We start from the raw sequence: 20,682 nt of genomic DNA on the forward strand, positions 1-20,682 counted from the left end.
GGCCTGAAAAACTAACTACCACCGGATGCAGCGGTCAATGACCCTTCCTGCCCCTGCGCCCCCGGAACCACGTCACACGACCACGTCACACGACGACGTTCGCACAGGAGACACATCATGGGACACATCAGACGACTGCGGTTCGCCGGCATCATGGCCGTGGGCCTGCTCACGGCCGGCGGCATGGGGGTCGCCATGGCCCAGGGCGGCATCGCCGCCAACCTCGCCCTCTCCAACACGATCTTCACGCAGCAGGTCGGCGGGCTCGAAGGCAAGGGCTTCACCCTCTTCGTGGACAAGGAGAGCATGGAGAGCGGGGACATCGCCGTGTCCCGCCTCCGCATCTCCGACGCGACGGTGACGGACATGTGCATGTCCGCGCCGATCAAGATCCCCGGCGTCGGCGACAAGAAGTTCCAGATGTTCGTCCCCGGCGCGGGGACGACGGCGACGAACCTCGTCATCGGTGCGAAGGACATGGCCGGTTCCCTGACGCTGACGAAGCCGCAGATCGGCGTGGACGCCCAGCAGCTGTCCGACCAGGCCCAGCCGGGCTCGTTCGGCCTGACGTCCCAGACGGTCGAGGCGGTCAACCAGACGATCCACGCGTCGTCCATCGCCGCCGACAAGCTCACCGCCGCCGGCGGCCAGATCTCGATCGTGGACAGTGACGGCGGTGAGTGCTGACCCCTCAGCAACACCCCGCCCCACCGACGGCACGCCCGCTGACGGCACGCCCGCCGACGGCGTCCCCACCGACCGGGTGACCCCGGACACGGGGACGGCCCTCGACACGACGGAGGTCGACGGCCGGCCGGTCCCGGACGCCACGGACGCCACGGAGGCCCCGGAGACCGACGGCGCCGCGCCGGCGGCCGGGACGACCGCCGCCGCGCCGTCGCTCGAGCGGACGAACCGCGGGTTCACCCGCTGGCGCCGGTCGCGGCCCTTCGGCGCCGGCCTGCTCATGATCCTCGCGGGTGCCGTCATGCTCATGCCGGCCTACCTGTCGCTCGAGATCTCGAACATCAAGGTCCAGATCTCGACGATGTCGGGGGTCTCGACGCTGCTCATCGGCATCCTCCTCATCGTCTGCGGACTCATGACGTGGTTCCGCGGCGAGGGGCGCATCCTCACCGGCGTCACGGCGATGATCCTCGCGATCGTCGCGCTGCCGACATCGAACCTCGGCGGCTTCCTCCTCGGCACGATCCTCGCCCTCATCGGCGGCGCCCTCGCGCTGTCGTGGACGGAGTCGGAGCGGTCGCGGGACCGCCGACGCCGCGCCGACGCGCAGGCCGCGGCCCAGGCCGACGCGCAGGCCGCGGCGCAGCCGGACGCCCCCGCAGGTCAGACCGCGGCGCAGTCCGTCCCGGCCGGCCGGGCCGCGGACGCCACCCCCGCCCCCGGCACGGACTGACCCCCCAAGTACAACCGGCCCCACGGCGACGGCCCCGCCCACCCCCCACAGGTGGACGGGGCCGTCGTCACGGAACCCGGTGGTGACGGCGGCGCACACGGCCCGCCGTCAGCGGCGCGGTCACGCGGTCGGCGCCTGGGCCTCCGCGTTCGAGCCCGTGGGCACCTCGGCGGTGCCGGTGAGGCCGCTGTCCGTCGTGACGGTGACGCGGTAGACGTCACCGCCGTCGTCGGGCGCGCCGATGGACGTCGGCAGCGTGAGCTCGCCGGTGAGCACCGCGGCATCCGCCGCCGGGAGGAGCTCACCCTCCACACCGAAGTTCGTCGTGACGTGGGCGTGGGCGTCGTCGCCGCCGGGGGCGGCCGTGACGGCGAGGGACCCGCCCGGCTTGAGCAGGCCGTCGACGGTGACACCGGTCGTGCCCGCGGCCTCGTCGGCCGTCGGGAGCGACGCCGGGTCGACGGCCGGGGCGGCCGGGGCCTCGACGACCGCCGGGGCCGGGTCGGCCGCCGGGGTCTCGGCACCGGCGACGGCCCCGCCGGCGACCCCGCCGAGGCCGAGGGCCAGCGCGGCGGCGGCGCCGGTGCCCGCCAGGATGCGGCGGGTGCGGGTCGCGCGGGTGGTACGGGTGGTGGACGTCATCGTGGCGTCGGTCATGATGTGATCCTCGCTCTCTGCTCTGTGGTCGTCCGGTCGTGCGGCCGGTGGGGTCCGGGGACCCCGTCGCCCGGTCCCGGCCCGGTCGGGGTGACCCGTCCGGCGGGCACCGGGGCGGTGCGGCCGCGACCGCGGCTCTCCGTCGCGGTCTGTTGTGTCTGTGACGGGAACGGCCCCGGCGTTACAGGGGCGGTGCGGATCCCGGCGCGGATCCCGGCGCGAGCAGCGGCCACCCCGGGCCGGTCCGGGCCGGTCACCGCAGGTCAGCTCCGGTCCCGGAGCGACCGGACGGTCAGTGGCACGTCATGTCGTACGTGCGCGCGTCCGCGCCGGCCCCGCCGGCCGGCTCCCCCGCCCCGGCCGCGTCCCCCGCCCCGGCGCCCGGGTCCGCGGGGTCGCGGGCGGCGTCGTCCCCCTCCACCCGCAACCGGGTGTAGACGGTGAGGTTGTAGCCGCAGGACCGGCGGGTGTCGGCCGTGACCCGCACCCGGTGCGGGCGGACGGTGCTGTCCGCGCACGACGGGTCGCAGTCGTTGGCCCATTCCGTGCCGGTGGCCGTGGCCCGGGGCGACCCCCACCCGGTCCACGTGAGGTCGCTGAGCCGGTCGTTGTTGTCGCCGCAGGCGAGGCTCACCGACCGCGGCCCCTCGGTCCCGACGACGTTGACGCAGTCGACGATCCCGGCGGCGTCGACGGTCGTCGTCACCCCGTCGGCGACGAGCCCCCGGACCTGCGTCAACTGCCCGGTCGCGGGGAGGAACGTCATGTCGAGCCCGCTCGGCCCGTTGGTCACGGTGGCGGTCGCGTCGTCCCCCGACCCCGGCCGGGCGGTGACGGTGTTGCCCGGCGCGTCGGCGACGATGAGGTACAGCTCCCGCTGCTGGTCACCGGCGAGGCCCGGGGTGGTGAGGAGCCCGACGGCCCCGCGCACGACGTCGTCACCCCAGTGCGCGCGGATGAGCTCCGTGAGCCGCGCCCGGTCCGCCCCGGTCCGGCGCAGGTCGGCGAGGTCGATCTCCCCGGTCGGGGTGACGACCGCGGGGGTGCCCGCGGCGGCCTGCCGCTGCCGGGTGTCGGCGAGGGCGCGCAGCGCGGGGCTCAGGCGGTCGGTGGTGGTCACCGTGACGCGGGCCGTGCCGCCGTCGCGCCCGACCTGGGTCGTGGTGACGACGCTGCCCGTCGCGTCCGCGTCCGTCCGCCCCTGGTAGTCCCGCGCGGTGGGGGGCACGTCCCCGTCCGCGCGCCGGTCGACGGCCTGCGCGGTGGAGGTGAGCAGGTCCGCGGCGCCGGCCTCGGGGGTCGCGGAGTCGCGGAGCCCGGGGACGGCGACGACCGCGCCGACGACGAGGACCACGGCGGCCGCCGCCGCGAGCAGGCCGCGGGCCACCGGGGTGCGCCGGCGCGTCCCGGGTGCCCGGCCGTCACCGCCGGTCCGGCCGCGCAGGCGGCGGGCGCGCCGGTGGGCGTCGAGCGGCACGGGGGCATCGCCGGTGGCTCCACCGGACGGGACATCGCCGGTGGCGTCACCGGACGGGGCAGCGCCGCCGGCCCCACCGGCCGTCACGTCGCCGCCGGTCGCGGCCGCGCCGGCCGCCTCCCCGTCGAGGATCGCGGCGAGATCGCGCCCGGCCCGCTGTCGTTCCGCGGCGGACAGCGTCGTCCCCGGGACCGGGTTCGCGGCCCGGAGCCTGCCGAGGACGTCGCGGGGGTCACGGGCGTCGCGGGCGTCGTGCCCGTCCCCGCGACGCCGCCGGTCACCTGCCGCACTCCTGTGGTCGTCCATGTCTGTCCTGTCCTCTCGACCCATCCGTCTACCCGCCCGTCCCGTCGGCGCCGAGGGCCCGGGCGAGCCGGCGGCGCGCCCGGTGCAACCGCACCCGCGCGCTGCCCCGCGTCACCCCGAGCACCGTCGCGATGTCCGCCGGGTCCAGGTCCTCCCACGTGTGGAGGGTGAGGATCTCCCGGTCGGCCTCCGACAGGGTCCCCATCGCCTGGGCGACGTCGATGTGCAGGTCGACGGCCGACGCCTCGTCCGGCGAGGTCCCCCGCCGCCGTTCCCGTCCCGCGACGGCCTCCCGGGCGTCCCGGTCCCGCTCCCGGCCCCGGTAGAACTCCAGGACGACGTTGCGGGAGATGCCGTACAGCCAGGGCAGCGGTGCGCCCCGGAGGGACTCCCGGGTGGTCCACGCGCGGAGGAAGACCTCGGCCGCCATGTCCTGGGCCGTGGCCCGGTCCGACCGTCGCGTGAGGTACGCCAGGACCTGCCCGTAGTGCTCCTCGTAGACGGAGGTGAACCACCGGCGGTCCCGCCGTGTCCGGGTGTCGAGGGGAGGGGATGTCACCTGGTGCGGGCCTGTCGTGTCTCGGGGCACCCGCCCGGGGGCGGGGGCCGTGGGTACCGTGGGTCTCATGCTCGTGGGCACGGCGCGGACCGTGCCGCCCCGTGGGTCGCCGGGGGCGGGCCGCGGATCCGGTCCGCACCCGGCCACCGCACGGACTGTGACCGTGGCGGGCCGGGCGTTACACCCGGGTTCCGGGACCGGGACCGGGGCGGGGCGGGGCGGGGCGGGGGCGGGACGCCGACGCGGGGACGCCGGCGCGGCGCGGCGGGCGTCGTCGTCCTCCCCCGGTCCACTCCCCTCATCCTCCCCCCGGGTGGGGCGACCGGGGCGGGCCCGGGGTCCTCCGCGTGTCGCGGACCGCGCCCGGCCCCCGCCGCCGGAGGGGACGACGGCCCCCTTGTCGCAGGTCAGGAGGGTCGGAGCGGGGGCCTCGCGGGAGTCTGCGGCGAAACTGCCGATCAGCTGTGCGAATGCGGCCGTCCACGCTAAACTTGTTATTCCTCACAACGTAATGACCCGAAGGGCGAGCCATGACGAAGTTCCTCCGGACCGGCCGACGTCGGCACACCCTCGGCGTCGCCACCGCGGTCGTCGCCGCGGTGACGGCGCTCGGTGCCGGCACCGCGACCGCGACCGCGCAGATCCCGCCGCTGCCCGACCTCCGGGAGCTCCTCTCCCCGGGACAGGGGCAGACACCCCCGCCGTCGGGCCCCGGCGCCTCGGACGGTGACGGTTCCGCCCCGGCGGCGCCGGCCGCCCCCGCGTCACCCGGTGCCCCCGCCCCGGGCGACACCCCCGCCCCGCCGGCCCTGCCGCAGCTCCAGCTGCCGCAGCTGCCCCAGCTGCCGCCGCCCCCGGCGCTCCCGGCACTGCCCGCCCCCTCCCTCCCCCCCCCGGAGCTGTCGGGGATGGCGCTGCCGTCGATCGGCGGGCTCGACTTCGCACCCCCGGGCCCGATCCCGGACATGATCACCCCCACCGGGGAGACGTACACGGTGCAGTCGGACTCGACGGCCCTGCTGGGCAACGTCAAGCTCTCCTACGTCAGCATCGACACGATGCAGGGGCCGCGCCCCGCGATCCGGATCGACGCCGACCGCGTGGTGCTCGACAACCTCCGCGTCCGCTTCCCCGGCACCGGCGCGGGCGTCACGGACGTGTGGCAGCGCAGCGGCCCCGGCCAGACGACCACCCTCACCGGCAACTTCCACATCATCGTGAAGTCGCTGACGGTCACCCCGAAGATCGCCGGGGTCGCCCTCCCGTTCGCCGTGCCCGTCGACGCCTCGTGGGCGCCGGAGCAGGTCGGCGAGGAGCTGAAGAAGGTCGGGGCCGGGCTGCCCGACGCGATCTCCGACCAGACGGTCATGCTCAACTGCACGATGGAGACGTACTACATCTCCTCGGACAGCCTCGTCGGCGGCCCGGGGACGACGATCTCCGCCTGACGCGCGTCCCCCCACCCCACCCGGCGGGCCGGGCCCACCGTGCCCCCCGCGGGGTCGGGCCGTCGGCCCCCTCCGGGCCGGGCCCACCGGGCCCACCGTGCCCCCCGCGGGGTCGGGCCGTCGGCCCCCTCCCCTCCCCTTTCCCGCCCCCCCGGGGCGGGTCAGTAGCGCGCGGCGATCTGCTCCGCGGCGTTGCGCACCCCGTCCCCCGACAGGTGCACCATGAGGTTGTACTGCGGGGTCTGGGTGTCGACGACCCCCGCGACCCACGCCTGACCCCCCGGCTGGCACATGTCGTGCCCGCGGGTCTGGGCCCGCAGGTCGAGGAACTCCGCACCGTTCCGGGCCGCCCCGTCGCGGGCGAGCTCCCACAGGAGGTTCTCCGTCGCACCGATCGACCCGACCGGCAGTTCCGTCGGCGGCAGGCCGTTGAGCCGCAGCGGGCACGTGTTGCCCCGGTCGTTGGTGATCGACGGGTAGGACACGAAGAGCAGCCGCGCGTTCGGCGCCGCCGCCCGGACCCGCTGCGCCACCCGGTCGAAGCCCTGCGCCGCCGCGCCCGGGTCGATCGCGCCGTTGGAGGCCAGGCCGTCGTTCGCCCCGATCATGACGGGCACGAACGCCGTCCCCGGGTTCAACGCCCCGGCGCGCACCGCCTCGTCGATGTGGGCGTCGATGACGTTGCCCTCCCCGTACAGCCGCGTGCCGTTGCACGAGAAGTCCTGCACCGGGGCGCCGGTGATCCGCCCGACCTCCGTCGCCGGCCGGTACTCCCCCTTCACGCAGCCCTGCTCCCCCAGCCCGGTGAGCGCGCCGACGACCTGGGGCAGCGTCGTGTTCGCGAAGTAGGAGTCCCCGAGCATGACGATCCCCCCGTGGTCGTCGGCCTGCGCGGCGGGCGTCACACCCGTCACGGCGGCGACGGTCGCCGCCCCCACCGTGAGTGCGGCGGCGACCGAGGTCACCACCGTCCGTCGGCCCGCCGTGAGCGCGTCGGCGATGGAGGTCCACCGCGTGGTCCGCCTGTGCTTCATTGTCAGCTCCGATCATCCGGCACCGTGGCACCCCGGGCGGGCACCTCACGGCGACTGCGTCAACGTCACTTCAGACCAACGGCACAGATGTACCAGGCGTTACGCATATCTACAGCTCACCGGGGCAGCATGTCTGCTGCGCCCTGTATCCTGCTGCAACAGTTCAGATAATTCGGAATGTTCGCCCCTCCCCCGGCGACCGGGCGCCCCCGCACCGCGCCCGACCCCCGGCGACCCCGGCGTCGTCCCCCCTACCGGCGACCCCGGCGTCGTCCCCCCTACCGGCGACCGCGGGTCACATCGGCAGGATCGTGTGCTTCTTCCGCACCTCCGGCACGTCCTTCGACCGGAGCTGCCGCAGCGCCCGGCGGAGGGTCACCCGGGTGTCCTGCGGCTGGATCATCGCGTCGATGTAGCCGCGCTCCGCCGCGACGTACGGGCTCGTCATGTTCGCGTTGTAGAAGTCCATGAACATCTTCTTCGCGGCGGGCCGCTTCTCCGGGGGCATCGCCGCCAGTTCGCGGCCCTTCATCATGACGACGGCCGCCTCCGCGCCCATGACGGCGATCTGCGCCGTCGGCCACGCGAAGGACAGGTCCGCCCCGAGCGACTTCGACCCCATGACGGCCCAGCCGCCGCCGAAACCCTTCCGCACGACGAGGCTGATCTTCGGCACCGTCGACTCCGCGAGGACGAACCCCAGCTTCGCGCCGCGGTGGATGAGGCCGAGCTTCTCCTGCTCCACCCCGGGCAGGTAGCCGGGGGTGTCGACGACGTAGATGATCGGGATGCCGTAGGCGTCGCAGATGCGGATGAACCGCGCGGCCTTGTCCGCGGCCTCGGCGTCGAGGCACCCGGCGAGCATCATCGGCTGGTTCGCCACGACGCCCACGCTGTGCCCGTCGACCCGCGCGAACGCGGTGATGATGTTCTGGCCGTACTCCTCCTGGAGCTCGAGGATGTTCTCGTCGTCGAAGATGCGGGTGAGGACGTCCATGATGTCGTACCCGGCGTTGGGGTCGTCCGGGACGATCGCGGCGAGCTCCCCGTCGCGGGGCTGGGGGGCGTCGTCCGGGGCGTAGAACTCCGGAGTGTCCTCGAAGGCGGTCGACGGCAGGTGGTCCAGCAGGTCACGGACGTAGCGGAAGGCGTCCTCCTCGCTCGACGCGACGTGCTGGATGTTGCCGTTCTGGGCCTGGACCCGGGCGCCGCCGAGGTCCTGCATGCTCACCTTCTCGCCCGTGACGGACTCGATGACGGCGGGGCCGGTGACGAACATCGTCGTCTGCTCCTCGACGGCGATGATGAAGTCCGTCGTCGCGGGGGCGTACACCGCGCCGCCCGCGCAGTTGCCGAGGAGCACGGAGATCTGCGGGGTGAGGCCGGACAGCGGCAGCTGGCGACGGGCGATCTCCGCGTACCAGGCCAGGGACGTCACCGCGTCCTGGATGCGCGCGCCACCCGAGTCGTTGATGCCGATGACCGGGCAGCCGACCTTCCCCGCCATGTTCACGACCTCGACGACCTTCTTGCCGAACGTCGCGCCGACCGAGCCGCCGTACACGGACTTGTCGTGCGAGTACACCGCGACGGTGCGGCCGTCGATGGTCGCGTAGCCGGCGACGACACCGTCGCCGTAGGGGGCGTCCGGGTCGCCCGGGGTGCGGCCGAGGGCGCCGATCTCCCGGAACGACCCGGGGTCGACGAGCTGGTCGATGCGCTGGCGCGGGGTCGAGATGCCGGCCGCGTCACGCTTCGCCTTCGCCCGCTCGCTGCCCGGGTCCTCCGCCGCGGCGAGCCGCCGGTGCAGGTCGGCGAGCTTCTCCGCCGTGGTGAGGGGACCCGGGTGGTCTCCGCCGAACTGGGGGTTCTCCGGTGTTCCGGTCACTGCTGGCCGTCCTTTCGGTCGTCCCGGCCGGACTCCCGCCCGGCGGCCTGGTCTGTCGCCTCCCCCGCGTCGCCGTCCCGGCGGTGGCGCCCGGGTGCCGGTGCGTCGGCCGGCGCGTCGGCCGGTGCGTCGGCCGCGGCCCCGGTGTCTGTGCCGGTTCCGGTCCCGGCCCCGGCGGCGGCCGTGACCTCCCGGATGTGCCGGGTGACGACGGCGCCGACGGTGGAGATCTCCGGCTCGTCGACGACGGCGAGGTGGTCACCGCGCAGCTGCACGGTCTCGAGGTCGCGGAGGACGCCGCCCCACCCGCCGTCGGCGGCGATGGTGGCGAACGCCGGCTCGAGCTCGACGGCACCCTCGTGCATCCCCTCGGAGCGGAACAACGTCACCGGGGCGGTGACGCTGCTCCACCGGTGGAAGTCCAGCTGGTTGAGCACCCGGGTGTCGACGAAACTCGCCCGCTGGTGTTCGAGGACGCCCACGGACACCCCGTGGTCGGCGGCGTCGGAACTGGACATGAACTGCGTGAACATGTCCATCATCACCTGCTCACCGTACTCGTCGAGCAGGTCGTGCGGCACCGGGAGGTCGATGCCGTACGTCTTCGCCGCGAACGCGGCGTAGCGGTCCCACCGGGCGTGCATCTCCTCGGCCGTGTCCGGGGCGGGGTGCTCCGGGCGGACGAGGTCGAGCAGCTCGACGTGGGCGACGTCGACCCCCGTCCCCGCGAGCCCGACGGCGACCTCGAGGGCGAGCGCCCCGCCGAAGCTCCACCCGCCGAGGATGACCGGGTGGCCGTCGGCGAGCCGGCGGACCTCGTCGACGTACACCGCCGCGCGCTCGTCGAGGCTGCCCTCCAGCCGTTCGATGCCGTACACCGGCACGTCGGCGGGCAGGCGCCGGGCGAGCGGCCCGTAGACGACGCTCGACCCGCCCGCCGGGTGGAACAGGATCACGGCCGGGGCGGTCGACCCGGCGGGCCGCGGCCGGAACTCCCGGACCGTGCCCTCGACCTCGGACTCGAGGTGCTCGCGGACGGCGTCGGCGAGCGGTTCGAGGGTGCGGGCCGCGAGGACGTCGGCGGAGGAGATCGACGACCCGCTCCGCTCGTTGAGCCGCTCCGCGACGGCCTGCGCGGTGGGCTCGTCGACCTCCGGCAGCGCGCTGGTGACGCCGGCCGCGGCGACGCCGGTGACCCCCGCCCACGTGGCGAAGACGAGGCGTTCCGACGCGTCGCGCGGCGGGATGCCGACGCCCTGGTGGGCGGTCGGGTCCGTCGCGGTCGCGGTCGGGGTGGCCGGGGTGGCCGGGGTCGCGGCAGCCGGGGCGGAGGCGTCGGTCGGGGTGGCGTCGGCGTCGACCCCCGGGGCCGTGGACCCCGCGGCGGCGACCGTGTCACCCTCCCCCGCGGCGGCGACCCGGTCGGCGACCTGCTCCTCGACGAGGCGGACGACGTCGTCGAGGCTGCTGTCCCGCAACGTCTGGACCGGCACCGGCGGCAGGGCGAAGTCGTACTCCACCCGGTTCTTGATGCGCATCCCCATGAGCGAGTCGAGGCCCAGGTCCGTCAGCGCGAGCTCGCCCGGCAGGTCCTCCGGGTCGTAGCCCATCGACTCCGCGACGATGCCGCGCAGCCGGTCCCGGACGGACTCGCCGCTCCCCGGGGTCCAGCGGTCGTCACCCGGCGCGGTCGCGGGGGCGGGGTCGCCCGCGGCCGGGGCCGTGGTGGTGGGGGCGGCGCCCGCGGTGGCGGTGCCCGCGGCGGACGCAGCCGTCCCCGCGGCACCCACCCCGGCGGCACCGGCACCGGCCGTGCCGACCGCACCGTGCGCCCCGGTCGCGGCGTCGTCCCCCGCGGCCTCACCGAGGCCCGGGGCCAGCGCGAACGCCTCGCCGACCGGCGTGAGGACCTCCCCGTCGACGGCGTGGACCTCCACCTGGAGGCCGCCGAGCGACCGGGACACGAGCGTGCTGAGCTCCCCGGACGCCGGCAGGGTGCCGTGGGACTCGACGGCGATGACCCGCGCCCCCGGGCTCACGGCCGCGACGGTGGTCTCGACGAGCGCCTCCACCGACGGCACGGTCTCCGCCGCGACACTGAACGCGGTCCGCCCGCCGGGCAGCGTCACCCGGGCGCCGGGCATCCCCGCGGACCCCGACGACGGCCGGGCCGACGTCCAGAACCGCTGCGGCCGCCAGTGCACCCCGGGCACGGGGGCGTACCCGCCGGCGCCGGCGAGCGCCCGCAGGTCCACGTCCGCACCCCGGACGTACAGGGCCGCGAACAGCGCCGGGACGGTCTCCTCGGCCGGGGCCTTGCGCGTGAGCACGGGCAGCAGCGCGGCGTCGCGCACGCCGTGCGCCGCGGCGGTGGTCATGACCGCCATGAGCGCCACCGGGTTCGGCGACACCTCGACGACGGTCCGGTGGCCGGCGTCGACGAGCCCGCCGGTCGCGTCGTCGAGCCACACCGGCTGGCGGGTGCAGCGCACGAAGTAGTCGGCGTCGTGCGGGCGCTCGCCGACGCCGTAGACCCGCCCCCGGTCGACGGTCGAGGCGAGCGGCACGCGGAGCGGACGGGGCGTGATCTGCGACGCCTCCGCCCACAGTTCCCCGAGGATCGGGTCGAGCATGCTCGTGTGCCCCGCGCCGCGGACGTTGAGGGTGCGCGCGAACCGGCCCTCGGCCTCCAGGCGCGCGACGACCGCCGCGACGGCGTCGGCGGGGCCGCCGACCGTCGTCATCCCCGGCGCCGCGTAGACCGCCGGTTCGACCCCCGCGAGCGACGGGTCCGCGGAGACGAGGTCGTCGAGCTCCCCGGCCCCGAGCTCGACGACGGCCATGGCCCCGCGGTGGGCGTCGTCGACCCCCGCCTCGCTCTCGGCCATGAGCCGCGCGCGGTGGACCGCGACGGTCACGGCGTCCTCCATCGACAGCCCGCCCGCGGCGTACGCGGCGGCGATCTCCCCCATCGACTGGCCGACGACCGCCGCCGGGCGCAGACCCGCCGCGGTGAACACGTCCGTCAGCGCGATCTGCACGGCGGTGATGGTGACCTGGGCGGCCTCGGTGCCGAAGTCGTCGTCGTCCCCGATCCGGTCGAGGACGGACCAGCCGCCCTCCCGGCGCACGACCGCGTCGACCGCCCGCAGGGACTCCGCGAACACCGGCGACAGGGCGAGCATGTCCCGGCCCATCGCCCGGTGCTGCGACCCGAACCCGGAGTACAGCCACACCGCACCCGCGCGGTCGGGGGCGTCGGCGGTGTGGACCGTCGGCCCGGCCGTCGCGGCGGTGCCGTCGGCGAGCCGGCGCAGGCCGTCGAGGGCGGCGTCGACGTCCGTCGCGACGACCGCCCCGCGCGACCGGCCGTGGTTGTGCCCGGCGAGGGACCGGGCGACGGCGGCGAGGTCGACCGGCCGGCCGGCGTCCCGCTCAGCCGCGATCCACGCCGCGAGGTCCGCGGCGGCCGTCCGCCGCCGGGACGGCAGCAGCCCGGACACCGGGAGGATGGCGGGCAGGCCCACCGCCGGGTCGGCACCCGCCGGGTCGAGCGGTGCCGGCGTCGCGGCCTCGGGCGCCGCGGGGGCGGGGGCGACGACCGGGGAGTCCGGCGCGGCGATGACGACGTGCGCGTTCGTCCCGCCGAACCCGAAGCCGGACACGCCGGCGAGCGGCGCCCCCGAGTACTCCGGCCACTCGCGGGGGTCCTCGACGACCTCGAGGTGGTCGCCGTCGAAGTCGATGTACGGGTTCGGCCCCGCGTAGTTCAGCGACGGCGGGAGCACCCCGTGCCGCATGGCCTGGACGACCTTGACCACCCCGGCGACGCCGGCGGCGGCCTCCGTGTGGCCGACGTTCGTCTTCACCGAGCCGAGGAGCAGCGGCGACGCCCCGTCGCGGCCCCGGCCGAGCACCGTGCCGAGGGCGGAGGCCTCGATCGGGTCGCCGAGGATCGTGCCGGTGCCGTGGGCCTCGACGTAGTCGACGACGGCCGGGTCGACGCCGGCGTCCCCGTACGCGGCGGCGAGGCAGTCGACCTGCGCCTCGGGGTTCGGGGCGGTGAGGCCGTTCGACCGGCCGTCGGAGTTCACCGCCGAGCCCTTGATGACGGCGAGGACGTCGTCCCCGTCCCGGCGCGCGTCGGCGAGCCGCTTGAGCACGACGACCCCCGCGCCGTCGGAGCGGACGATGCCGTCGGCGTCGTCGGAGAAGGCGTGGATCGCCCCGGTGGGGCTCAGCACCCCGAGCTCGGAGAAGGCCACGGTCGCGAAGGGGGCGAGGAGCAGGTTCACGCCGCCGGCGACGGCGGCGGTCGCGTCGCCCGCCCGGAGGGCCCGCACGGCCTCGTGGATCGCGACGAGGGATGACGAGCACGCCGTGTCCATCGCCACCGACGGGCCCCGGAAGTCGTAGTGGTAGGAGAGGCGGTTGGCGACGACCGCCGTGGACGTGCCCGTCAGCGCGTACGGGTGCGCGGCCCGGGAGTCCCCGGAGACGAGCAGCGCGTAGTCGTTCGTCGTGCTGCCCATGAACACGCCGACGCGGTCCCCGCGGAGGCGGTCCGGCGGGATGTGCGCGTCCTCGAGCGCCTCCCACGTGAGCTGGAGGAGCAGCCGCTGCTGGGGGTCCATGTTCTCCGCCTCGACGGGCGACAGGCCGAAGAACTCGGCGTCGAAGAGGTCGAGGTCCGGCAGGTACCCGCCCTCGAGCCGGGCGGCGCGCATCCGGCGCATCATCTCGGCGTCGCCGGAGTACTCCGACCAGCGGCCCTCCGGCAGGCCGGTGACGCCGCTGCGTCCCTCGACGACGAGGTCCCACAGCCCGTCGGCGTCCGGCGCCCCCGGGTAGCGGGCGGCCATGCCGACGACGGCGATGTCCCGCTCGGCGGGGTCGCCGGGGCGCCCGTCACCGGTGGTCGCCCCGCCCGGGACGGTGCCCGCGCCCGCGCCTGCGCCCGTCCCGGGGCGGTGCCGGACGCCGCCCCCGGCGACGAAGTCGGCGAGCGCGGCGACGGTGTTGTACTCGTAGGCGACCGTCGCGTCGAGGTGCACCCCGGTCAGGCGCTCCAGTTCGCCGGAGAGGACGACGACGTCGCGGGAGGACAGTCCGACCTCGTCCAGCGGGCGGTCGTCGGGGATCTCCGCGGCAGCGGTGCCCGTCGCGTCCGCGATCCACCGGCGCAGCCATGTCCGCAGGTCCTGTGCCGTGCGTGGCGCGGCGGCCTGCGGGGCGGGCGTGGGGTTGGACTGCTCATTCGTCACGTCGTCGATCTTTCCTGTCGTCATTCTCGTGAACAGATGACGGCCACCGTCCGTCAGCGCCACACGGTGGTCCGGGTGGCCGGGGCCGCGGGGCACCCGTGGGGGACTGACGAGTCGAACGATGGCCGCGCGCCCGACATTACTACCCGCCGGGCCGGGGGTCAGACCGTGCCGGGCGCTGTCCGCCGGGCAGGGGGTCGGGCCGGGCCGGGCTCAGGCCCCACCGGTCCCGGGGCGGAAGCGCCCGTCGAGGTACGCCCGCGCGCAGACCCGGCGCGCGATCTTGTTCGCCGACGACCGGGGGATCGCCCCGGGGTCGACGACGACCACGTCCCGGGGCGTCACGCCGTGGGTGCGGGTCACGGCCGCGCGGACGGCGTCGACGGCGTCCGCGTCGCCGGCCGGGTCCGCCTCCGGGTCCCGTTCCGCGACGATGACGAGCTGCTCGGTGCCGTCGTCCCCTCCCCCGTGACCGGCCCCCTCCCCGGCCGCGACCCCGGCGGGCACGGCGAAGGCGGCGAGCACACCGCGCTGGATCTGGGGCGTGGCGGCCTCGGCCGTGGCCTCGATGTCCTGCGGGTAGTGGTTCCGCCCGGCGACGACGACGAGGTCCTTGAGCCGGCCGGTGACGTAGAGCTCGCCGTCGATGAGGACGCCGAGGTCACCGGTGCGCATCCACCGGTCGTCGTCCGGGGCGTCCGCGACCGTGGAGCCCTCGGCGAGGCGCTTGTCCACCGGCAGGGAGTTCCGGAACGTCGCGGCGGTCTCCTCGGGCCGGTCGAGGTAGCCGGCGGCCATGTTGTCGCCGTGCACCCACACCTCGCCGACGAGGCCGGACCGCAGCTCCTCGCCCGTGGCGGGGTCGACGACGGCGAGCTCCTGGGGCCGGCACACGGACCCGACGCTCATCATCGGCACCGCCCCGTCCGAGTCCGCGGCGACGCACTCCGCCCGCCCGTCGGAGAGCGCCGCCCGGTCGAACCACGCCGCCAGCGGACGGTTCCGCGTCTGCGGGGTGGTGACGAGCAGCGACGCCTCGGCGAGGCCGTAGCTGGGGCGCAGCGTCGTCCGGTCGAGGCCGTAGGGGCCGAAGACGGCGTCGAACCGGCGGATCGTCTGCTCGCTCACCGGCTCCGCACCGTTGATGATGCCGCGGACGGCACCGAGGTCGAGGTCGGCCAGCGTGCTGTCCGACGCCGGGTCCGCGTACCGGGCGGCGAGCTCGAGGGCGAAGTTCGGCACGGCCGTGTAGACGTTGAGGCCGTCGCCCCGGTCGTGGAGCTGCCGGATCCACCGGGACGGGTCCTGGATGAACTCCCGGGGCGTCATCATGTCGTACGGCAGGCCGAGGATCGTGACGAACGCCGCGAGGATGATGCCCATGTCGTGGTGGAGCGGCAGCCAGGACACGAGGCGCAGCGGGGTCTCCAGCTGGCCGGCGCGGAAGATCTGGAGCACGTTCGTGACGATGCTGCGGTGGGTGAGCATGACGCCCGCCGGGGTTCGCGTCGACCCGGACGTGAACTGGAGGAACGCCGGGTCGGTGCTCCGCGGCCCGCGGGGCGGGGTGCCGTCGGCCGCGTCGGCCCCGGCGGGTGCGGCGGCTGCGGCGTCGGCGGCGTCGGCACCCGGCGGGGCCCACTGCGCGGCGAGGGTGTCCGGCAGGGCGTCGACGGTGAGGATGCGGGGGCGCTCCGGGCCGGGCCGGTCGGCGAAGTGCTCGCGGACCGCCGCGGCGGACGACCGGTTGGTGAGCACGACGGTCGGGGCCGCCGCGCCGAGCACCGCGCGGAGGTGGTCCGCGTGGCCCGGCTCGTTCGGGTCGTAGAGCGGGACCGGCACGGTGCCGGCGTACATCGCGCCGAGGAAGGCGAAGATGTACTCCGGCGAGTTGTTCGCCAGCACCGCGACGCGCTCGCCCGGGGTGGTGATCTGCGCGAGCCGGACGGCCACCGCCTTGATGCGGGTGTTGACCTCGGCCCGGGTGTACTCCCGGACGGTGCCCTCCCGGTCGGCGGAGTGGTCGTGGAACCGCAGCAGGGTGCCGTCGACCTCCCCGTCGGCCCGGGCGGCCTGGTAGAGCATCTCGCACATCCCGGGGAGGGTGAGGGTGTCGGGGACGACGATGCCGCCCCTGTCGTCGAAGAACCGGCTCATGGCCGCGCTGATGTCCATTGGTCTCCCGTCGTGGTCACTGGCCGGTGTGCCCGACCCACTGAAGTTTTCTCGACAAAACATGTCTCGGTGCATGTTACGCGGTCCGCGTCCCCCGGCGGACCGGTTCACCCGTCGTCGCCCGGCTGCCGCAGCTCAGCCGCCGGTCCCCGGCGGTGTCCGGCGCCCACGGCCCGGCCGCCGCCGGGTCACGGCCCGGCCGCCACGGCCCGGTCACGGCCCGGCCGCTGCTCAGCCGTCGATGATCCCACGGGCCCAGTCGACGATCCACCGGGGGACCGTCGTGCCCTCGACGACCCCGCCGTTCGTCGCGTACTGGGCGTGCACCGCGTTGGCGGACACGAGGTCCTGCGCCCGCTGGAGGGCGTTGCCGATGTCCCGCGGCGCGGAGCACACGAGGTCCGCCGGGTCGCAGAACTCCGTGACCCGGGGCTGGAGCTCGCCGAAGCCGCCCGGCCGGGGCCCGCGCATCGTCGCCCCGGGGATGATCGGCTGGACGAGTCCGCTCACCGGGTGGAGGGCGATCTCCGCGCCGATGCCGGTGACGGCGGGGCTGCCGACGAGCGTGCCGGACCCCTCGTCGCGCCGGCCGTCGGCGATGAGGGCGACACCCTCGACGCGGTCGGCGGGCACCGGCCCGCGCCCGTTGCCGATCTCGCTGGCCATGTCACCCATGATGACGGCGCCCTGGCTGAACCCGGTGAGGATGAACCGCGTCGCCGGGCAGGCGTCGTGCATCGCCCGGAGCTCGTCCTCGACGCGGGAGTAGCCCTGCGCCCGGGAGTCGTCGTAACTGAGCTCGTTCTGGGCCTGGATGTTGCGGAACTGCGCCGGGTACGGCACGGTCCAGACCTTGACGTCCTCCGGGCCGTAGGCCTCCTGGAGCGGGCCGGTGACGGTGAGCATGAGGGAGTTCGGGTTCGCGGTGGGGTGGACGGGGTCGTCGTCCGCCCGGGACTCCCAGGTCCCCGGCGCGGCGATGACCTCGTGGGCCACGCAACCCGGCGGGTTCTGCGCCTCGGGCTGCGACGGCGCGGGGGCCTGGCCGGGGCCGCCGGGGCCGGGTCCGGGGGTCTGCTGTCCACCCGTGAACCGGCCGACGCCGATGATGATGACGAGGATGACGACGACGGCACCGACGACGGTGAGGAACTTTCTCATCCGCTTAGCAGTACGCGCTCCGCGCCGCGTTCGCAATGATGTCGACGACCTTCTCCGGCGGGATGTCGGTCAGCCCCTGGGCCTGCAGCTGCCCGGCGGCGATGGGGATGGTGAACCCCTTCCGGCCGTCCTTGTCGGCGAGGCACTCCTCGTTGGCGGCCGCGATGAGCTGGTCCTCGGTCTCGGCCGGGACGGAGATGCCCTTGGCCTTGAGCTCCTCGAGGAAGGAGTCGTCCTTCGAGGTCCGCTGGCCGACACCGGCCTGCGGCGGGTCGGTGACCTCGGTCACCCGGCCGTCGCTCGCCCCCTGTCCGGTGGCTCCCGACGCCGCCCCGGCCGCCCCGCCCGAGGACCGGCCGGTCGACGACCCGGCGTCGCCCGACGACGGGGCCGTGGCGGACCCGGAGGCGGAGGCCGACCCGGAGGCGGACGCGGTGGCGGAGCCGGACGTCCCGGTCCCGGTGGAGGCGGCGACGGACGGGGCGGCGTTGTCGGACTCGACGGTGGCGTCGTCACCGCAGGCGGTGAGCCCCCCGACGAGGAGGAGCCCGGCGAGGGCGGCGGGGACGGCGGCACGGCGCCGCGCCCGGCCCGGGGCGGTGCGCGCGGTGTGCGCGGTGTCTGCGGCGTCGGTGCTCCGGGCTGTGCGGGCGGTGCGGGTGGTCGGGGTGGTCGTCATGGCTGCCTTTCGTCTGCGAGCGGTCGTCTGCGAGTCACGTGCGGGCGCCGGGCGGCCGGGGCGACCCCGGCCCCGGCCGGGACACCCCGCGTCACATGCGGACGCGTCCACCGACGACGGAGATGGTGCCGTGCTGGAACACGACCTGCTCCCCGCCGTCCGCGGCCTTCTGGTCCTCGGTCGGGAAGCCGTAGCGGCCGGTCTCCCAGCCCTCGCGGCCCCACGCGTCGAAGATCGGGCCGCGGCGGATGATGTGCGCGCCGGTGGTGGGCGACCAGTAGATGTAGCCGTTCTCGAACTCGCTCATCTTGCCGCCGCGGACGTCGCGCTCACCGCTGAGCGGCCAGCCGAGTCCGCCGCCGGGGCCGCCGGCCTCGACGTACTTCTTCGCGATGAGGCCCTGCACGTACTGCGTGGCCCCCTTCGGGTCGCGGGTGACGACGCCGTTGCTGAACTGCTGCACGGCCCCGCCGGCGGTGTCCTGCTCCTGGTCGGTCGGGTAGCCGAGCGGGCCCTTCTCCCAGCCGGTCCGGCCCCACGCCTCGAGCATGTCCGGCTTCACGGCCTGCGCCCCGGTCTGCGGGGTCCAGTAGATGTTGCCGTGCTCGAAGGTCACGAGCCGGCCGCCCTCGACGAGCGGGATCTCCTCCGACGTCGGGTAGCCGAGCCAGCTCTCCGGGCCGCCGAGCTCGCCGTAGCGCGCCCCGATGCGGCCCCACGTGTAGTGCGCCCCGGTCTGCGGGGTCCAGAAGGCCCGGCCGCCGCGGAAGTCCTGGATCTTGCCGCCGCGCGGGCCGTCGTACTCGCCGCTCGTGCACGTGCCGAGCTGCTGCCCGGCCTCGGCGCGGGTCCGCAGGCCCTCCCCGATCGCCCCGCCGGGCACGCACGTCGCACCCCGGTCGGACTCGGGCAGCCCGAGGCTGTCGGCGATGTACGGCCACGCCTGGGTCATCTCGAACTGCCAGTAGGGCCAGTCGTGCGTCCCGGACGGGCGGTACATCGTGATCGGCCTCACCCCGGCCGTGAGGGCACGGGCGACGAACGTCTGCGTCGTCAGCCGGGACATGACCTCCAGGCCGAAGGCCGCCATGTTCGCGGGCAGCCCGGGGATGACACCCTGCGTGTCGTAGCGCCCGGCGTTGCCGTTGCCCGCGGAGACGTACACGGTCTTGCCGCGGAGCGCCTCGATGCCGAGCTTCGGGTCGTGGTCGATCCAGTCCTGCGACCCGTACGGGCCCCACATCGCCTCGGCGTCGTACCCGCCGCCGTCGTGGGTGGCGTAGTTGATGGCCTGCGGCATCCCGAAGGACGTCGTGTCGAGGTAGCCGGAGAAGGAGCCGACGAAGGAGAACATGTCCGGGTGCCGCTCGGCGAGGTTCACGGCCGCGGTGCCGCCCATGGACAGGCCGACGATCGCCCGCTTGTCCGTGGTGCGCCACCCCTCACGCAGGACGGCCGGGAGCTCCTCGGTGAGGAAGGTCTCCCACTTGTAGTCCTTGCCGTTGTCCGGCTTCTGCCAGTCCGAGTAGAACGACGACGCGCCGCCGACGGGCAGCACGACGTTGACGTTCTTGTCCGCGTAGAACTGCGCGATGTTCGTCGCGATGGTCCACCCGGACTCGTCGTCGCGGGCCCGGAGGCCGTCGAGCGCCCACACGGACGGGAAGGTCTTCGACGGCTGCGAGTACCAGTCACGCGCGAGGAGGATCTGCACCTTGACCGGGCCGGCCGGCATGGCCCGCGAGTTGATGTAGACGTTGACCCAGCGGTCGGAGATCCACTCCACCCGGTCGACGCTCACCCCGGCGGGCAGGCCCTTGAGCACCTGCTTCTCCACCTTCTGGGGGCTGCGCTGCGGGACGTTGCCCGGGTCGAGGTAGTTCGTCCCCGACCCCGGCCCGCTGCCGCGCGAGCTGCCGGGGGTCCCGGAGCTCCCGGAGCTGCCGGGGAGGGTCTGTGCGCCGGCGACGGAGACGGAGGGGACGACGAGGGCCGCCGTGAGAGGCAGGGCCAGCACGGCGGCACCGACCCGGCGGGTGGTGCGGGAGCGGCGGGTGCGGGGGAGGAACGCAGCTGGGCGCATGTGTGGTTCTTCTTTCTCGGTCTTGTGCGAGCGACGTCAGGTGGCGGCCCGGTGACCACGGGCCCGGCGTGGCGCGCCGGACCCGGGCCGTGTGGGCCGGGGGCCGGACCGTCGGGCCGGTCCCCGGGGTGAGGTCCGCCGGGTCGGGGTGCCGGCCGGAGCGGGTTCCCCTCCCGCTCCGGCCCGCATGATCGTCCCGGTGACGACGACGGGCTTTCAGCGGTCATTATGGCAGCTGCAGTCCCCGTCACAGGTCCGACACACGCAAAGTCTCAAGTTTTAGTTGAGGGTCGCCGCCGGGGCTTCACCCCCGCTGCACGCGCACGACGCCGCGTCGTCCCCTGTCACACAGCCCCCCGCGCGCCCGTCGTCACCCCCGATCATGCAGAAACCCCCGCCTCCCCCAGAACGGGGGTGGCGGGGGTCAGGTCGTCCACCGTCCCCGGCGGGGGTCAGGTCGTCCACCGTCCCCGGCGGGGGTCAGGTCGACGCGTCCCGCCCGCGGGGCAGGTCGGCGGCCGCTGCGCGGCG

Annotated in this window: 13 protein-coding genes; 3 read left to right on the plus strand and 10 right to left on the minus strand. The window is 75.2% G+C overall.

What is annotated here, in order from left to right; genetic code table 11:
- Positions 1-117: 117 nt before the first annotated feature.
- Together CBOVI_RS09645 and CBOVI_RS09650 are read left to right on the plus strand one after the other, a co-directional pair.
- Positions 118-687, plus strand: a complete 570-nt coding sequence (locus CBOVI_RS09645; protein ID WP_010267534.1) for a DUF6230 family protein — start codon at positions 118-120, stop codon at positions 685-687.
- A complete protein-coding gene (locus CBOVI_RS09650) occupies positions 677-1,420 on the plus strand; it encodes a DUF6114 domain-containing protein (protein WP_232625723.1) in 744 nt (247 codons plus the stop codon). The genes CBOVI_RS09645 and CBOVI_RS09650 overlap by 11 nt, the downstream gene beginning before the upstream one ends.
- 120 nt (positions 1,421-1,540) lie before the next feature.
- Here the strand turns inward: CBOVI_RS09650 and CBOVI_RS09655 are convergent, their stop codons facing one another.
- The 3 genes from CBOVI_RS09655 to CBOVI_RS09665 all read right to left on the minus strand — a co-directional run bounded on the left by CBOVI_RS09655 (position 1,541) and on the right by CBOVI_RS09665 (position 4,419).
- Entirely contained in the window at positions 1,541-2,077 is a 537-nt protein-coding gene (locus CBOVI_RS09655) for a hypothetical protein (protein ID WP_125187359.1), read from the minus strand.
- Between the two features lie 292 nt (positions 2,078-2,369).
- Positions 2,370-3,860 (minus strand): hypothetical protein, encoded by a 1,491-nt coding sequence (locus CBOVI_RS09660; RefSeq protein ID WP_125196968.1) that lies wholly within the window; start codon positions 3,858-3,860, stop codon positions 2,370-2,372.
- A gap of 28 nt (positions 3,861-3,888) precedes the next feature.
- On the minus strand, positions 3,889-4,419 hold the full coding sequence (locus tag CBOVI_RS09665) for an RNA polymerase sigma factor (protein WP_010271865.1): 531 nt from the start codon (positions 4,417-4,419) through the stop codon (positions 3,889-3,891).
- A gap of 530 nt (positions 4,420-4,949) precedes the next feature.
- Here CBOVI_RS09665 and CBOVI_RS09670 point away from each other — a divergent pair.
- Positions 4,950-5,867, plus strand: a complete 918-nt coding sequence (locus CBOVI_RS09670; protein ID WP_260160114.1) for a hypothetical protein — start codon at positions 4,950-4,952, stop codon at positions 5,865-5,867.
- Positions 5,868-6,028: 161 nt separating this feature from the next.
- Here the strand turns inward: CBOVI_RS09670 and CBOVI_RS09675 are convergent, their stop codons facing one another.
- The 7 genes from CBOVI_RS09675 to CBOVI_RS09705 form a co-directional block, all read right to left on the minus strand.
- Positions 6,029-6,901, minus strand: coding sequence for a GDSL-type esterase/lipase family protein (locus CBOVI_RS09675; RefSeq protein ID WP_010270010.1), 873 nt, complete (start codon positions 6,899-6,901; stop codon positions 6,029-6,031).
- A gap of 295 nt (positions 6,902-7,196) precedes the next feature.
- Positions 7,197-8,789: an acyl-CoA carboxylase subunit beta gene (locus CBOVI_RS09680; protein WP_010270007.1), complete on the minus strand. Its 1,593-nt coding sequence runs from the start codon at positions 8,787-8,789 to the stop codon at positions 7,197-7,199.
- Positions 8,786-14,077, minus strand: a complete 5,292-nt coding sequence (gene pks13 / locus CBOVI_RS09685) for a polyketide synthase Pks13 (RefSeq protein ID WP_183273746.1) — start codon at positions 14,075-14,077, stop codon at positions 8,786-8,788. Before pks13 ends, CBOVI_RS09680 begins: the two co-directional genes overlap by 4 nt.
- A 189-nt stretch (positions 14,078-14,266) precedes the next feature.
- Positions 14,267-16,228, minus strand: coding sequence for a FadD32-like long-chain-fatty-acid--AMP ligase (locus tag CBOVI_RS09690; RefSeq protein ID WP_125196966.1), 1,962 nt, complete (start codon positions 16,226-16,228; stop codon positions 14,267-14,269).
- 231 nt (positions 16,229-16,459) lie between these two features.
- A complete protein-coding gene (locus tag CBOVI_RS09695; RefSeq protein WP_010271203.1) occupies positions 16,460-17,389 on the minus strand; it encodes a cutinase family protein in 930 nt (309 codons plus the stop codon).
- Between the two features lie 4 nt (positions 17,390-17,393).
- The gene (locus CBOVI_RS09700) at positions 17,394-18,068 is read right to left on the minus strand and encodes a DUF732 domain-containing protein (protein WP_010271200.1); all 675 of its coding nucleotides are present in this window, start codon (positions 18,066-18,068) and stop codon (positions 17,394-17,396) included.
- A 91-nt stretch (positions 18,069-18,159) separates the two neighbouring features.
- Positions 18,160-20,151 carry an alpha/beta hydrolase-fold protein gene (locus CBOVI_RS09705; RefSeq protein ID WP_010271195.1) on the minus strand — a complete coding sequence of 664 codons (1,992 nt, stop codon included), beginning with the start codon at positions 20,149-20,151 and terminating at the stop codon, positions 18,160-18,162.
- Positions 20,152-20,682 lie beyond the last annotated feature (531 nt).

It is taken from the genome of Corynebacterium bovis DSM 20582 = CIP 54.80, assembly GCF_030408615.1.
Taxonomy (GTDB): Bacteria; Actinomycetota; Actinomycetes; order Mycobacteriales; family Mycobacteriaceae; genus Corynebacterium; species Corynebacterium bovis.